This is a genomic window from Nocardia sp. CA-136227, assembly GCF_050955695.1.
Classification (GTDB): domain Bacteria; phylum Actinomycetota; class Actinomycetes; order Mycobacteriales; family Mycobacteriaceae; genus Nocardia.
Genome location: NZ_CP192081.1, coordinates 2589640 through 2604553, shown reverse-complemented (window position 1 = coordinate 2604553; position 14914 = coordinate 2589640). Strand labels below are relative to the sequence as shown.

General features: G+C 69.2%; 15 protein-coding genes. 4 read left to right on the top strand and 11 right to left on the bottom strand.

Annotated features, from left to right (window positions below):
- Nucleotides 1–80 precede the first annotated feature (80 nt).
- From ACQP06_RS11845 to ACQP06_RS11835, 3 genes are all read right to left on the bottom strand, one after another.
- Nucleotides 81–1106 carry a DUF5919 domain-containing protein gene (locus ACQP06_RS11845; protein WP_433672266.1) on the bottom strand — a complete coding sequence of 342 codons (1026 nt, stop codon included), beginning with the start codon at nucleotides 1104–1106 and terminating at the stop codon, nucleotides 81–83.
- A 135-nt stretch (nucleotides 1107–1241) separates the two neighbouring features.
- Nucleotides 1242–3839 carry a DNA translocase FtsK 4TM domain-containing protein gene (locus ACQP06_RS11840; RefSeq protein ID WP_433672265.1) on the bottom strand — a complete coding sequence of 866 codons (2598 nt, stop codon included), beginning with the start codon at nucleotides 3837–3839 and terminating at the stop codon, nucleotides 1242–1244.
- A gap of 161 nt (nucleotides 3840–4000) precedes the next feature.
- On the bottom strand, nucleotides 4001–4618 hold the full coding sequence (locus ACQP06_RS11835; protein ID WP_433672264.1) for a TIGR03085 family metal-binding protein: 618 nt from the start codon (nucleotides 4616–4618) through the stop codon (nucleotides 4001–4003).
- 245 nt (nucleotides 4619–4863) lie between these two features.
- Between ACQP06_RS11835 and ACQP06_RS11830 the strand changes: the two genes are divergently transcribed.
- On the top strand, nucleotides 4864–5253 hold the full coding sequence (locus ACQP06_RS11830) for a DUF4189 domain-containing protein (protein WP_357097259.1): 390 nt from the start codon (nucleotides 4864–4866) through the stop codon (nucleotides 5251–5253).
- 19 nt (nucleotides 5254–5272) lie between these two features.
- Nucleotides 5273–5833: a hypothetical protein gene (locus ACQP06_RS11825; protein WP_357097261.1), complete on the top strand. Its 561-nt coding sequence runs from the start codon at nucleotides 5273–5275 to the stop codon at nucleotides 5831–5833.
- Between the two features lie 74 nt (nucleotides 5834–5907).
- Here ACQP06_RS11825 and ACQP06_RS11820 read toward each other — a convergent pair whose 3' ends face one another.
- Both ACQP06_RS11820 and dapA read right to left on the bottom strand, forming a co-directional pair.
- Nucleotides 5908–7968, bottom strand: coding sequence for a ribonuclease J (locus tag ACQP06_RS11820; protein WP_433672263.1), 2061 nt, complete (start codon nucleotides 7966–7968; stop codon nucleotides 5908–5910).
- A complete protein-coding gene (gene dapA, locus ACQP06_RS11815; RefSeq protein WP_433672262.1) occupies nucleotides 7965–8873 on the bottom strand; it encodes a 4-hydroxy-tetrahydrodipicolinate synthase in 909 nt (302 codons plus the stop codon). The genes ACQP06_RS11820 and dapA overlap by 4 nt, the downstream gene beginning before the upstream one ends.
- A gap of 146 nt (nucleotides 8874–9019) precedes the next feature.
- On the opposite strand from dapA, the gene ACQP06_RS11810 reads away from it, so the two are divergent.
- Nucleotides 9020–9463 carry a hypothetical protein gene (locus ACQP06_RS11810; protein WP_433672261.1) on the top strand — a complete coding sequence of 148 codons (444 nt, stop codon included), beginning with the start codon at nucleotides 9020–9022 and terminating at the stop codon, nucleotides 9461–9463.
- 5 nt (nucleotides 9464–9468) lie between these two features.
- Here the strand turns inward: ACQP06_RS11810 and ACQP06_RS11805 are convergent, their stop codons facing one another.
- Genes ACQP06_RS11805 through ACQP06_RS11795 form a run of 3 tightly spaced genes read right to left on the bottom strand, consistent with a single transcriptional unit; the run spans nucleotide 9469 to nucleotide 11399 of the window.
- Nucleotides 9469–9759: a hypothetical protein gene (locus ACQP06_RS11805; protein WP_433672260.1), complete on the bottom strand. Its 291-nt coding sequence runs from the start codon at nucleotides 9757–9759 to the stop codon at nucleotides 9469–9471.
- On the bottom strand, nucleotides 9760–11163 hold the full coding sequence (locus tag ACQP06_RS11800; RefSeq protein WP_433672259.1) for an MFS transporter: 1404 nt from the start codon (nucleotides 11161–11163) through the stop codon (nucleotides 9760–9762).
- On the bottom strand, nucleotides 11160–11399 hold the full coding sequence (locus tag ACQP06_RS11795) for a flavodoxin domain-containing protein (RefSeq protein WP_433672258.1): 240 nt from the start codon (nucleotides 11397–11399) through the stop codon (nucleotides 11160–11162). The genes ACQP06_RS11800 and ACQP06_RS11795 overlap by 4 nt, the downstream gene beginning before the upstream one ends.
- 72 nt (nucleotides 11400–11471) lie before the next feature.
- Here ACQP06_RS11795 and ACQP06_RS11790 point away from each other — a divergent pair, with 72 nt between their 5' ends.
- Nucleotides 11472–11918, top strand: coding sequence for a MarR family winged helix-turn-helix transcriptional regulator (locus ACQP06_RS11790; protein ID WP_433672257.1), 447 nt, complete (start codon nucleotides 11472–11474; stop codon nucleotides 11916–11918).
- On the opposite strand, the gene ACQP06_RS11785 is transcribed toward ACQP06_RS11790, so the two are convergent.
- The 3 genes from ACQP06_RS11785 to ACQP06_RS11775 are packed head-to-tail and all read right to left on the bottom strand — an operon-like array spanning nucleotide 11915 to nucleotide 14911.
- On the bottom strand, nucleotides 11915–12958 hold the full coding sequence (locus tag ACQP06_RS11785) for a hypothetical protein (protein WP_433672256.1): 1044 nt from the start codon (nucleotides 12956–12958) through the stop codon (nucleotides 11915–11917). The two genes, ACQP06_RS11790 and ACQP06_RS11785, sit on opposite strands and share 4 nt — an antisense overlap.
- Nucleotides 12945–14234 (bottom strand): sensor histidine kinase, encoded by a 1290-nt coding sequence (locus tag ACQP06_RS11780; RefSeq protein WP_433672255.1) that lies wholly within the window; start codon nucleotides 14232–14234, stop codon nucleotides 12945–12947. Before ACQP06_RS11780 ends, ACQP06_RS11785 begins: the two co-directional genes overlap by 14 nt.
- Nucleotides 14231–14911 carry a response regulator transcription factor gene (locus tag ACQP06_RS11775; RefSeq protein ID WP_357099984.1) on the bottom strand — a complete coding sequence of 227 codons (681 nt, stop codon included), beginning with the start codon at nucleotides 14909–14911 and terminating at the stop codon, nucleotides 14231–14233. The genes ACQP06_RS11780 and ACQP06_RS11775 overlap by 4 nt, the downstream gene beginning before the upstream one ends.
- Nucleotides 14912–14914: the final 3 nt, after the last annotated feature.

Here is a 14914-nt window from a genome sequence, read left to right as displayed (position 1 = left end):
AAACCCATACCCCGTGGTGCCCAGCGACATCCGATGCCTCCAGCACGGCCCGACGGACGTCGAGCGACCGAGCAACGATCCTAGCGATCCTCGGCCGCCTCGTCGGCGCGGGGAGGTTGCCCGGGCAATGCCGCCGGCCGCATACAGAGGAAATCGCCATCGGACGAGTCGCGGAAGATCCGGCCCGCCACCGCTGTGAGCCGAGCGATCAGCGCCGCGTCCACCACCCGGAACAGCTCATGATCGGTGCCGTCGTCGAGCCGCGCCCGGATCGGATCGGTCCCCACCCGGCTCAGGAAACTGTCCGTGCGAGCACCCCGCAGATACCGAATATCGTCCACCACAATCGATTTCACCAGCGACCTGCGCCGGTCACCGGTGCCGTCGGACAGGGTCACGTCGATCAGGTATTCCAGCGGAACGGACCGGCTCCAGACCGCGTGGAATCGATCGTTGACGAACTTGCCGAGCGGCGAATGCACCGAAACCTCGAGCTGGCGCGAATCACCGGAGAGGCCGTCGATCGTATAGAACGAGATGAGGCACCTGTCGTCGGAGCGATACATGGTGACGTCGGGACCCGACGAGTACAGCCGGACCTGGAAATCCGCGCCGGGACCGTGGCCCGGGTGCGCGCGTTCGAGCTCGCCGATATCGCGTTGCAGGGCCCGCAGGGAGATCAGATTCAGCGCCAGCTGCCGCTGCAGGTCCTCGGCCGCACCGAGTTCCCGGTCGCGCTGCTCGGCCGCGAGCGTGGACGGGTTGATCAACAGCACCCGCACCGACACGCCCCGGGCCAACGCATCCCGGGTGATCTGCCCGAAACGATCGGAATGCGGCTCGATCAGCATGTTCGAGAAGGTGTCGACGATCCGGATGGCGTTCATACTGCGGTGGGCGCGGTCCAGGAAGCGCCGATAGTCGAGCTCGCGATGCTCGCGCACCCGGGATTCGCCGACCCGCTGAATGATCGGGGTGAGCAGGAAGATGGTGAACACCGCGCCGATGAGGTCGGCCGCGGTGTTCAACTCGAAATTGCGCCAGTAGTCCGGCATTCCGCGGGCCAGCACCGCCAGCAGCAGGACGGTCGCGACACCGACGCCCAACCCGGCGATCCAACGCGGTTCCGGCCTGCGCCACCGCCGATTCCAGCTCCGGCGCCATGAAACTCCCCCGCGTGCCACAGGATTCAGATTAGGGGCACCGCGGAGGAGCTTCAATATGGAGCGGACCGCTCAAAACTACTCGGGCTCAGCGCCATCCGTGGGCGGTTCGTCGCCGCCGCCTCGAATCGACCAGAGCAGGCCGTCGAGTTCGTCCGGCTTGATGAGGACGTCACGAGCCTTGGAGCCTTCCGACGGGCCGACCACTCCCCTGGTTTCCATCAGGTCCATGAGGCGGCCCGCCTTGGCGAAGCCGACGCGGAGCTTGCGCTGGAGCATGGAGGTCGAGCCGAACTGGGAGGTGACCACCAGTTCGATGGCTTGCAGGAGGAGGTCGAGGTCGTCGCCGATATCGGGGTCGACGTCCTTCTTCTCGCCCGCCTTGGCGGCGGTGACGCCCTCCTGGTAGTCGGGCTCGGCCTGGGTCTTGGCGAAATCGACAACGCCGGCGATCTCCTCGTCGGAGATGAAAGCGCCCTGGAGACGGGTCGGTTTGCTCGCGCCCATGGGCAGGAACAGGCCGTCACCCATACCGATCAGCTTCTCCGCGCCGGGCTGATCGAGGATGACCCGGGAGTCGGTCAGCGAGGACGTGGCGAACGCGAGGCGGGAGGGAACGTTCGTCTTGATCAGACCGGTCACCACGTCCACCGACGGGCGCTGGGTCGCCAGCACCAGGTGAATGCCCGCGGCACGGGCCTTCTGGGTGATGCGGACGATGGCGTCCTCGACGTCGCGGGGCGCGGTCATCATCAGGTCGGCGAGCTCGTCGACGATGGCCAGGATGTACGGGTAAGGGCGATACACCCTTTCGCTGCCCAGCGGAGTGGTGATCTGACCCGACTTCACCTTGCGGTTGAAGTCGTCGACGTGGCGGACTTTGCTGGCCTGCATGTCCTGATAGCGCTGCTCCATCTCCTCCACCAGCCAGGCCAGCGCGGCGGCCGCCTTCTTGGGCTGGGTGATGATGGGGGTGATCAGGTGCGGAATGCCCTCGTAGGGCGTCAGTTCCACCATCTTCGGGTCGATGAGGATCATGCGCACCTCCTCGGGGGTGGCGCGGCACAGCAGCGAGACCAGCATCGAGTTGACGAAACTGGACTTACCGGAACCGGTGGAACCGGCCACCAGCAAGTGCGGCATCTTGGCCAGATTCGCGGTGACGAACTCGCCTTCGATGTTCTTGCCCAAGCCGATCACCAACGGGTGATGGTCGTTGCGGGTGCTGGAAGCCTTCAATACGTCGGCCAGGCGCACCAATTCGCGGTCGGCGTTGGGGACCTCGATACCGACGGCCGACTTGCCCGGGATCGGGGCCAGCAGACGCACGTTCTCGGTGGCCACCGCGTAGGCCAGGTTGCGGGCAAGCGCGGTGATCTTCTCGACCTTCACGCCCGGGCCCAGCTCCACCTCGTAGCGGGTGACCGTCGGGCCGCGCACGAAACCGGTGACCGCGGCGTCGATCTTGAACTGGACCAGCACCTCGGTGATGGCCTCGATCATGGATTCGTTTGCCGCGCTGCGCTGCTTCGGCGGATCGCCGTCGGTCAGCAGGTTCAGCGACGGCAGCGTGTAATCGCCGTCCACCTCGCGGTCGGTGACGAACTCCAATTGCTCCGGCGGAGGCGGGGTCTGGTCGACCACCGCGGGAGCGGGTTTGGGGGGCTTGGCCTTCGCCGGGGCGGGCTTGGGCTTCTCCTCCGGCTGGACGATCTCCTTCGCGTCCTGCAACGGGGGCTCGCCGAGGATCTCGGTGACCGCGTCCGAACCGCCGAACTCGTCGGCCGGATAGTTCTCCGACGGGGTGCGGCCGCGACGCTTGCGCACCTCGGGAGCGTGCAGCGGGAAACCGTCCGCGTCGTAGTTGGACGGATCGTAGGGGTCGTCGGAGTAGCGGTCGTATTCGTCGCCGCCCGCGCTGGTGCCGAAGATCTCCCGCAGGCGTTCGGGCACATCCCGGACCTGGGTGCCGGTCAACAGCAGCAGGCCGAAACCGATGGCCAACATGAGCAGCGGGACCGCCAGGAACGCGGACAGGCCCTCCGAGAGCGGGCCGCCCACCACGTAACCGACGAAACCGGCGGCGTGCGTGCGACCGTGCGCGTCCGACGGGGAACCCGCGGCCAGATGCCACAAACCCAGGATCGGCAGACCCGCCATCAGGCCGCCCAGCACCAGACGCGGCCGGATCTCCGGCTGCGGCTCGGTGCGCATCAGAATCACCGCGATCGCCACCAGCACGAACGGCAGTGCCGCAGAAGCCGATCCGGACACCGCCCGCACCGCGGTATCGACCCAGTGCCCGACCGGGCCGCCCGCCGACAACCACACCGCCGCCACGATCAGGAAGGCGAAAGCCACCAGGCCGAGTGCGATCCCGTCACGCCGGTGGCCGTGCTCGATCTCCCCCGCCCGGCTGACCGCCCGCGTCGTCGCGCCCAGGCCCCGCGCCATCATGTTCCAGCCGCTGGTCACACCACGCCGGACGACCGCGAGCGGGGCCGTATTGGACTGCGCCCGCCGAGGCGCCGGCCGCCGGGCCGGAGCCTTGCGCGCCGCCGTGCCGCGGCCCTTGGCCGGGGTGCGTTGGGTGCGCGCGCGGGACTGCGCGGGAGTCTGCCCCCGCGTGGCCCCCGCTCGCGTACGTGACGTTCCGGTGCGGGCCTTACCTGCCATGCGTCCCAGGCTAGCCGCAACAGCACCACCCGGACCATCCGCAACACCCGGCCCACCCGAATCAGAAACTGTGGCGATCACAACGAAAAACCGCCGTCGACGCCGCGATCAGGCCGGAAACGACCGGGTCAGCAGGGTTGCCGCGCACCCCTCCGGGCAGATCAGACGCTGCGATCGAGCGCGTGCACCAACTCGACATCCTCCGGCGCGCCGGTCGCCTCCAGACGGACCGCGTTGCGGCCGAAAGCGTGCAGCAGCAGCTCCGAGGGCGGGCCGGCCAGCACGACCGTGCGATCCCCGGCCTGCCGCGCCACCGTGCGGCGGCCGTCCGGCGTGGCCAGCGCGATGGTGATCGGCGACTTGCGATAGGCCATGCGGGCCAAGCCCGTCAGCACCTTCCACAGCCGGTCCTCGTCGGCGGCGGACAGGGTGCGGGGCTCCCAGCCGGGGGCGGCGCGGCGGACATCCTCGTGGTGGACGAACATCTCGGTGGTGTTCATCAGGGCGTCGACCGGGCGCAGGTAGAACGGCGGGCCGGAGCGCACCTCGTCGAGCAGCTGCGCGAACGGGCGCTCCGTGACCTTGCGCTGCACGCTGTCCAGATACGGGGCGAACGGCTTGAGCAGGATGCCGGGGGCGGCGTCCGGGCGACGCTCGCGAACGACCAAGTGCGCGGCCAGATCCCGGGCCGTCCACTCCCCGCACAGGGTCGGCGCGTCGGGGCCGGCTTCGGCCATCGCCTGAACCAGGGCCTGGCGCTCACGTTGGGCCATATTCATAAGGGGGACCTTAGTCCGGGTTGCCCGGCTTCGCACCGGGGCGTTAAGGAAACCACACGGTCTCCCATAAGGACCGCCGCTGATCATGATCTGGCACCGGATGTCACAACACAGCCGGAGGCGGCCCGCAACGCACTGCCGCCGCACAAACCACAGATGCCGGTTGGCGTCAACACTTCCGGATCGGTAACTTGATCCCTCGGTCCATAGGGTCGTGGACCCGAAAGCACAAGAAGGGCAACACCTTGAAGAAGATCGTCAGCGGCGCAGCCGTGATGGTCGCGGCCGCCGGTTCCCTGCTCGCTGGGACGGCTGCTCCGGCCAATGCCTACCAGGACTACAACTACGGCGCCATCGCGCTGTCGGTGTCGACCGGTCGTATCGGCTACTCCTACGACTATTCCGACAGCCCTGCCGCGCAGAACGCCGCCATGAGCTCGTGCACCTACAACGACTGCAAGATCGTCGCGCGCTTCTCCAACGGCTGCGGTGCGGTCGCCTACTCCTCGCGCGACGGCTACTACACCTTCGGCGCCGCGTCCTCGCGGATCGCCGCCAAGAACCAGGCGCTCAACCGGAACTCCGCCGGCGCCACCATCATTCACTGGAACTGCACCACCGGTTACCAGCTCTGAAATCACGGGGAGAATTTCGTTGAAGCACACCGTTTTCCGCGCGACCGCCGCGCTGATGCTGGCCACCTCGGCCTTCGGCCTGGTGGCCTGCAGCAAGTCCGATGACACCACCAAGGCCGCCGCCACCACCTCGGCCGCCCCCGCCGGCAAGTTCGACGGCAGCACCGACGGCGGCGACGCCAAGGTCACCGGCGCGGCCCCGGCCCCCACCACGGTCGCCGACCTGCCCAAGCCCTCGGTCGCGGACCTGAACGACAAGGTCACCAAGGCGTTCGACCCGTCGATCGACTCCAAGACCAAGACCGACTGGATCGAGAACGCCGGGCTGGACCCGCAGCTCGCCCAGAAGCTGGTCGACGCCGCCAAGGCCAACAACGTCAAGATCAAGATCACCAACGTGGGCGACCCCGCCGAGGGCAAGCTCAAGGCCGACGCCGACGTCACCATCGACGGCAAGCCGGTCCAGAACGCGACCGTCTCCTTCGTCGCCGACGGCACCGACTGGAAGATCGACCACAACTACGCCTGCAGCATCGTCAAGGCCGCCAAGCTCGATTCCGCAGCCTGCCAGGACAAGTAGCGCGCACAGAACAGCGCCCCGCAGCCTCACGGCTCCGGGGCGCTGTCGCGTTGCGGCCCTTGCGGTTCCGCGGCCTAGACGCCGATGACCGTGGGGACGATCATGGGGCGGCGGCGGTACTTCTCGGCGACCCAGCGGCCGACGACGCGGCGGACGGACTGGGCGATGCGGTGGGTGTCGGTGACACCCTCGACGGCCAGGCGGTGCAGTTCGCTCTCGACGAGTTCCTGAGCGCCGGAGAGGGCCTCGGGGTCGTCGGAGAAGCCGCGGCCGCTGACCTCGGGGGTACTGACGGCCTTGCCGGTGGCGGAGTCGACGGCGACATTGATGGAGATGAAGCCGCCCTCACCCAGGACCAGGCGGTCCGAGAGGGTGGACTCGCCGACATCGCCGACCGAGAGGCCGTCGACGTAGACCTGGCCGACCGGGACGCGACCGGAGATGGTGGCGATGCCGTCGACCAGGTCGACCACCACGCCGTTCTCGGCCAGGATGACCCGCTCCTCGGGGACGCCGGTCGCCACCGCGAGGGCGCCGTTGGCGCGCAGGTGCCGCCACTCGCCGTGCACGGGCATGGCGTTGGTCGGACGGACCGCGTTGTACAGGTACAGCAGCTCGCCCGCCGAAGCATGGCCGGAGACATGGACTTTCGCGTTCTGCTGGGTGACGACCGTCGCGCCCAGGCGAGCCAGTCCGTTCACCACCGTGAACACCGCGTTCTCGTTGCCCGGGATCAGCGAGGAGGCCAGCACCACCAGATCGTCGGGGCGGATGTTGATCTGACGGTGGTCGCCGCGCGCCATGCGCGACAGCGCCGACAGCGGCTCACCCTGCGAACCGGTCGAGATCAGCACCAGCTTGTGCACCGGCAGGTTGGCGGCCTGATCCAGATCCACCACCAGGTTGTCCGGGATCTCCAGGTAGCCCAGATCCTGCGCGATCTGCATATTGCGGACCATAGACCGGCCCACGAAGCAGACCCGGCGGTCGTAGCGCTGCGCCACGTCCACCACCTGCTGGATGCGGTGCACGTGAGAAGCGAAGGAGGCCACGATGACCCGGCCCTTGGCCTTGCCGATCACGCTGTCGAGCACCGGGCCGATCTCGCGCTCGGGCGTCACGAAGCCCGGCACCTCGGCATTGGTGGAGTCGACCAGGAACAGGTCCACGCCCTCGTCGCCCAGGCGGGAGAAACCGGCCAGGTCGGTGAGGCGGCCGTCGAGCGGCAGCTGATCCAGCTTGATGTCGCCGGTGTGCAGCGCGATGCCCGCGGGGGTGCGGATCGCGACCGCGATGGCGTCCGGGATCGAGTGGTTGACCGCGAAGTACTCGCAGTCGAACGCGTCGTGCTGGGTGCGCTCGCCCTCGGTGACCTCGATCAGGTTGGGCTGCAAGCGATGTTCGCGGCACTTGGCCGCCACCAGCGCGAGGGTGAACTTCGCGCCGATCACCGGGATGTCGCGGCGCAAGCGCAGCAGGAACGGCACCGCGCCGATGTGGTCCTCGTGACCGTGGGTCAGGATCACCGCGGCGATGTCGTCCATGCGGTCCTCGATGGGACCGAAGTCGGGCAGGATCAGGTCGACGCCGGGCTGCTGGTCCTCGGGGAACAACACACCGCAGTCGACGATCAGCAGCTTGCCGTCGTACTCGAAAACGGTCATGTTGCGGCCGATCTCGCCGATGCCGCCGAGCGCGAACACCCGCAGGCCGCCCTTGGGGGCCTTCGGCGGGGTGCCCATGGCGTGCGGATCGCGCGGGGCCGGAGCCTGATCGCGGCCACCCTGCCGGGAACGGCCACCGCCGCCGCGGCGGTTGCGGTCGCCACGGTTGCGGGAATCGTCCTGACGGGAACGGGGGGCCTCATCGGCCGGTCTGGACTGGGCGGCCTTGGCGCGGTCCGAGGAACGGCCGCGGGCCGGGCGCTCGCGGGCGGGCTCGGCTGCCGCGCGAGCCGGGGCGGCCTGCGCCGGTTCCGGCTGCGCGGCAGCCGAACTCACGGTTTCGGGCGCTGCAGCGGGCTGCTCGACGGCAGCGGGCTTCTCAGCGGCGGCCGGCTTCTCAGCGGGAGCGGGGGCCGGGGCGCCGGCGGCGCGGCTGGCACTACGACGGGGGCGGCGAGCGGGGCTGGTCACGCAATCACCCCCGCGGCACGAAGGTCCACGGCGAGCTCGTCGAGCTGATCGCCGTTCGGCATGAGTTGTGGCAAGCGTGGTTCTCCGGTCTCGATTCCGAGCAGGCGCAGCGCGCCCTTCGTCATGGCGACACCGCCGAGGCGCGACATGGCGCGGTTCAGCGGGGCCATGCTGACATTGATCTCGCGGGCCCGGACGATGTCCCCGGCCTGGTAGGCGTCGATCAGGGCGCGCAGGCGGTCCGGCACGAGATGACCGATGACACTGATGAATCCGGTCGCGCCGATCGAGAGCCACGGCAGGTTGAGCACGTCGTCGCCGGAGTAGAAGGCCAGCCCGGTCTCGGCGATCAGCTCCGCGCCCGCGCCCAGGTCGCCCTTGGCGTCCTTGACGGCGACGATGTTCGGGTGCTCGGCGAGACGGCGAATGGTGTCGGTCGCGATGGGGACCACCGAGCGCGGCGGAATGTCGTAGAGCGTGACCGGCAGATCGGTCGCGTCCGCGACGGCGGAGAAGTGCGCGAACAGCCCGTCCTGGCTGGGACGCGAGTAGTACGGGGTGACGACCAGCAAACCGTGAGCGCCCGCACGCTGAGCGTTGCGGGCGAGCTCGATGCTGTGCGCGGTGTCGTAGGTGCCGGCGCCCGCGATGACGGTGGCGCGATCACCGACGGCGTCCACGACGGCGCGCAGCAGATCGAACTTCTCGGACTCGGTGGTGGTGGGCGACTCGCCGGTGGTTCCGGAGATCGCGAGCAGATCGACGCCGCCGTCGATCAGACGGGCGGCCAGCGCGACACCGGCATCGACGTCGAGCTTGCCTTCGGCGGTAAAGGGGGTCACCATCGCGACACCTACTGTGCCGGACGCGCGCAGCTCGGTTCGCGTCGATTCACCGTTCGTCATAGTCAGAAGGCTACAGCGTCGCTGGAACGGGTTTTGCATCGTTATACCCGAACCGTGCCCGGCAGGTTGGCGATTCGACTCGAGCGCCCGTTTCTGGCGTCAGAAGTTTCCTTGAATGACACCATCTATGACGTCACACTGGTGTCATGGATCTGAACAAGTACACCGCCCAACTCCGCGAGAATCTCGTCGCCGCCGCGGCCCTCGGCGACGAGAAAACCCAGGCCACCGCAGCCGCCCTGGCCGCCGCCACCGAGAACTCCGCCCGCCTGATCCTGCTGTCCGCTCTCTCGGAGCTGGCCGCCGAGGTGAGCGCCACCCTCCCCGATCGGACCGTCCACGTCTCCGTCGACGGTACCGACGCCCACGTCGATGTGCGCAAGACCGCAGCCACCGACGAGCACCCCACCTTCGAGGAGGTCACCGGCGACATCAGCCGCGTCACCCTCCGCCTGGTCGAACAGATCAAATCCCGGGCAGAGGAAGCCGCCGCCCAGAGCGGCGTATCCCTCAACTCCTGGCTGTCCTCCACCGTCCAATCCGCCCTCCGCGATCAGATGAGGAAGGGCGGCCGCTGGGACGAGTCCTGATCCGGTCAGGGCAACTGGCTCGCCAGCGCCGTGCCGAACGTGCGCGCGTCGGCGCACGAGTCGAAGCCGTCCTGCTCCACCCGCAGGGTCTTGGCGACGAAGGCGACGCTGCCGTCGCCGGTGAAGGTGGTGACATAACAGCCCAGATGGTGGGTGTCCTGGGCCGCGCGGTACTCGACGGCCTGTCTGCCGCCCAGCGTCACCGGGGTGAACTGCACGTATTTGCCGCCGGCCTGGAGGGTCGCCAGCGTGTCGGGGCTCGACACGATGGTCAGCTCCACCGTTCGCGGGGACATTCAGGAAACCCTTTCCGATTCAGTTGCTGTCATGAGTGCGGCGGCGATCACCGCGATCACCACCGCGATTCCGGCTGCTACCACGAACACTCGGTCGTACGCCGCGGCTGAGCCTGCGAACGTCGCGAAGACCGCCAAACCGACCGACCCGCCGACCTGATTGGCGGTGCCCGCCAGCCCGCCGACGATCCCCGCATCACCGTCCGGCGCGTCCGAGGTGGCCACGGCCATCAGAGTCGGGAACGTCAGGCCGATGCCGATGGCGATGAGCGACGTCGGGCCGAGGACGCCGAGGAGATAGCCGCTGTCGGCACCGACGCGGGTCAGCCAGGCGAATCCGGCGAGGAGGCAGGCGCTTCCGGCCAGGATCTGCGGGCGGGCGCCGGTTCGCGGGAGCAGGGTGGCGGACACGCGCGCGAACACCAGGAACGTCACCGCGGCGGGAGTCTGCCCGAGCCCGGTCCGTAATGCACTGTAGCCCAGCACATTCTGGAGGAGCAGCGAGGTGAAATACCACATGGCGATACTGATCGCGCCGAACAACAGCAGCAAGGCGTTGCCGACGGCCACCGGCCGCACCCGGAACAGCCGCAGCGGCACCAGCGGCCGGGCGGCGAACCGCGCCTCCACCGCGACGAAGACGACCAGCAACAGCACACCCAGGCCGATCGGCCCGGCGACCACACCCGACAGCCAGCCGTGATCGGCGCTGCTCATGACACCGAAGATCAGGGCGGCGAGGCCGGTGGTGCCGGTGACCGCGCCGACGAGGTCCAGTGATTCACGGTGCGCGCCACGCCTACCGGTCAGCGACAGCAGGGCAAGGCCGATCAAAGCGGCACCGATCGGCACATTGATGAGGAAGACCCACCGCCACGACAGACCGGTGGTGATGGCTCCGCCCGCCAGCGCACCGGCCATGCCACCGATCCCACCCGCCGCCGACCACGCCCCGAATGCCCGTGCCCGCGTGCGGGTCTCGCTGAATTCGGTATTGATCACCGCCAGCGTCGCGGGCGCCAGCAGCGCGGCCCCGACCCCCTGCTCGAACCGAGCCGCCACCAGCAGCTCCGCAGTGGCCGCGAGACCGCCGATAAGACTCGCCGCGGAGAACACCGTCAGCCCGATGATCAGCATCCGCCGCTGCCCGAACAAATCCGCCGCACGACCGCCCAGCAGCATGAACCCGGCGAAGGCGAGCAGATAGCCATTGACCACCCACGCCACGCCCGTGGCACTGAAGGCCAGGTCCCGCTGCACCGACGGCAGCGCGACATTCACGATGGACGAGTCCAGGATGACCATGAACTGACACGCGCAGACCAGCGCCAGGATCAGCCGCGTCCGCCCGGAATGCGTTCCATCCCTATCAGTCTCGGCACTCGTGCCGGCGAGGGCGTTCATTCCCGTCCCACCAGGAACGCCAGATCCTCGAGCGAGGCCTCCGGGACCGTTCGCGTCGCATCAGCGTGCTTGCGCCACAGCGGGTTCTGATCGATCGCGCGGTCGGGGGCGAGTTCGGCGACGCGGCGCAGTCGCACCTCGGCTCCGCTCGCCGCGGCTCCGGCGGCGACGGCCTGCGCGAGCGCGTGCACGGTTCCTGTCGCGCTGTAGTAGATGACGGCGACCTTCACGAGCATGGCGACTCCAGGATTGTTAGAATTAGTTATCCGCATAATGTTATGCGGATAACTATCCTGTCAAGGAGACCCGTGGACTTCGAGCAAGCCGATGCCATCAACCAGGCCATTCGCCTGCTGACCCTGCGCCACCGGGCAAGGGCCGCAACGCTGTTGGCTCCGCTGGGGCTGCATACCGGGCAGGAGGCGTTGCTGCTGGAGCTCGCTCGGAGTGGTCCGATGATTCAGGCGCAGTTGAGCGGAGCGCTTGGGTGCGAGCCGCCCAGTGTCACGTTGATGACGAAGAAGCTCGAAGCGTCCGGACATGTTCGGCGGGCGCCGGCGCCGAATGACAAGCGGGCCAGTGTTGTCGAGCTCACCGAGAGTGGGCGGGAGCTGGCTCAGGAGGTGAAGCGGGTGTGGCGGGATCTGGCCGAGGAGACGGTGGTCGGGTTGTCGGAGCGGACCGTGGCGGAGCTGCCGGGGCTGCTGGCGACCTTGACCGGGAATGTCGACAGTCGGCGGCGCGGCCCGGACTAGTCGGTCATGGTGGTGACTCGGCCGTCCTGGTCGATTTCGGTGCGGCGGTCCTGGGTGGGGGCGGTGGCGAGGACCGTGGCCAGGACCGGGCGGCCCAACGGGAGAACTCGGATGGTGACTCGGCCGGCGTTGGTCGCGTCCAATTCCTTGGTGGCGGCGTCGATGACGCGGCGGCGGACCCATTCAGGGACTCCGGCGAAGCCGCCGTCGTCGAGGAGGATCACTTCGACGCCGCGGCCGCGGGCGCCGCGGGCGGCGCCGCTGAGTTCATCGGTGACCAGTTGCGGGGCGCGGAGACCGTCACGAAGTTCGGCTTCGAGTAGGCGGCATTCCTCGCGTTCGGCGGCGGTGAGTTGGGCGCCGTCGGCGATGCGCTCGAGGATCGGGCGGGCTACGCGGTCCAGACGGGCCAGCTGGCGGGTGCGTTCGCTGTCGGCGGCGGCCATGGTGGCCTCGGCGGTGGCGCGCATGAGGGCGTCCTCGCGCAGGATGCGCAGGGAGCGCTGCATCGGGCGCATGACGGCGGTGAAGACCGAGATCGCGGTGATGGTGCCGACCGGGACCATGGAACCGATCAGGGTGCCGGGGTCCAGGTGCGAACCGCCCAGGCCGAGGGTGACCAGGACCGCGGCCACGGCGATGACGCCCGCCCACGCGGTGCGAATCCGGCCGCGCAGCACCAGGACTCCGAGCACATAGGACGAGGCGAACGCCGACCACACCGACTCGTGCGGCAGATCCCGCACCGGGGTCATGACGGTCAGCGCGGTCGCGATCGGCGGCGCCGCGGCCCCGTACAGGGCGACCGGAATCGGCAGCGGGTCGACCGGGATCGCGGTGACCAGCGCGCCCGCACTGAGCATCAGGACCAGCGCGGCCAGCGCCGCCCACAGCGGGGCCTGCCCGAAATTGCGGGCCATGTACAGCGTGATGACGGCTTCCAGGATGAGCAGGAACCACCACGCGGTGCTACCCCGCAGCCCGAGCAGATCGCGCAGCCCGAAGCGGGGATCCAGGTCGATGCCGTCAGCGGGAGCCATCGCCACCCCACACCAATGTCACGGTGGTGCCCTCACCGGGCTGGGATTCCACGAACGCCGAGCCGCCCGCCAGCTGGCGCATGCGGCCCAGGATGCTCATGGAGATGCCGAGCCGATCGGCGGAGACCGCGGCCAGATCGAATCCGGCCCCATTGTCGCCGAACACGATCCGGATGCTGCCCGCGCTGACGGTGGCCGTCACCGCGCGCCGCACCTCGCGGCCCGGGACGGCGGCGTGGCGGAGGCTGTTCTTGACGGCCTCGGTGAGCGCGGCGGCGATGGTGCTGGCCGAGTGCACCGGCATGCGCAGGTCGTCGAAGCCGGGCCAGGTGCGGGTGGCGAAACGGATGCTCGGATTGATCTCCTGCACCGCGGCGCGCAGGAACAGCAGCGCGGAACGGGCGTCGAGGAGGTCCGGATCGCGTTCCGCGCCACGGTATTCGTCGAGCTGTTCGAGGGTGCGTTCGGCCTGTCGCCGCACCACAGCGGATTCGGCGCCGGCCCGCGAGGCCTCCAGCAGCGTCGAGAGCACGGCGTCGTGGATGAGCGCGGCGAAGCGCGAGCGTTCCCGGTCGCGCGCCTGCGCGGCGGCCTGGGCGGCGGCGCGGCGGCTGGCGATGGCGGATTCACGGTCGACCCGGGCGGCGGCCCCGACGGCGGCGGTGCCGCACCACAGGAACAGCGCGGCCAATCCCGCTGAGCGCAGGAAGTTCTCGATGATGTGCTGCGGCGTCACCTCGCCGACCGTGTACACGGTGGCCAGCGCCGCCGACGCGGACGCGGCCAGCAGATAGATCAGTGTCGTTCGGCCCGACCAGGCCAGCACGCCCGCGCTCACCGCGAGCGCGGTCACCCGGTACGGCCAGATATTGGTGGCGTCCACGGTGTGCGGGTCGAAACCCAACGGGATGGTGGCGAGCGCGCCGAGGAAACTGACCGCGGCGCAACCACACACGAACCTGATGGCCTTGGTCCCCGCCACCGCGGACACCACGCCGATGATCGGATACCAGCCGAAGACGAGCGTCATCGCCGCCACCGACCACCACACCGAGGCGTAGCGGCCCTGTTCGGCGACCTCCGGCAGTTCGCCGCCGCCGATGATGGCGCCGGCGATGCCGATGGAGATGCCGAGCCGCCGCATGATGCGGTCGTAGGCGGCGGTGGCCGGATCCTCGGTCGCCTTCAGGCGGGCACGCACCCGCCGGGTGAGCGCCGCGAGCGAGGGCATGGACCGGGGAGCGGCCGTCGAGTCGAGGGCGCTCGTGGCGGTCATGCCCGCGGACTCCGCTCCGGCACGGGCAGCCACCCGTCCTCGACGGCTCGTTTGTAGAGGTCGGTCTTGGTCGGGGCCGGGCGTCCGGCGTCGGCGTACTTCTGCCGGATGCGGCCCAGATAGTCGTTGACGGTCTGCTCGGACAGCCCGGTCATGCGGGCCACCCGCGACGCCTTCTCCCCCGAGGCGTACAGCTGCAGCACCTGCTGCTGCCGCGGGCTCAACCCGACGTCCTGCAATTGCGGGTCGCCGTCGATGGCGGCGGCCCAGTCGGTGGTGACCACCTGCTCACCGTGCGCGGCCCGGCGTACCGCGGCGACCACGGTCGCCGCGTCCTCGGACTTGCGCACCACACCCAGCACGCCCGCCCGCGCGGCCGATCGCACCAGGAACGGATTGTCCGCCCCGGTGAACACCAGCACCTCGATCCCCCGCTCGCGCAGCGCGCGCACATTATCATCGGGCGAGGAGCCGTCGGCGAGCCGCAGATCCAGCACCACCAGATCCAGTTCCGGCCCGGCGGCCAGCAGTTCCGCGACGGTTCCCGCGGTGATCACCAATTCCAGATCGGCTTCCGGGGCCAGCATGGCCGACAACCCCAGCACCACCGATTCATGATCCTCGACCAGCCCGATACGGCGTGTTCCCGACTCTTGCGCCTCCACGGCGGCCGTCACCTC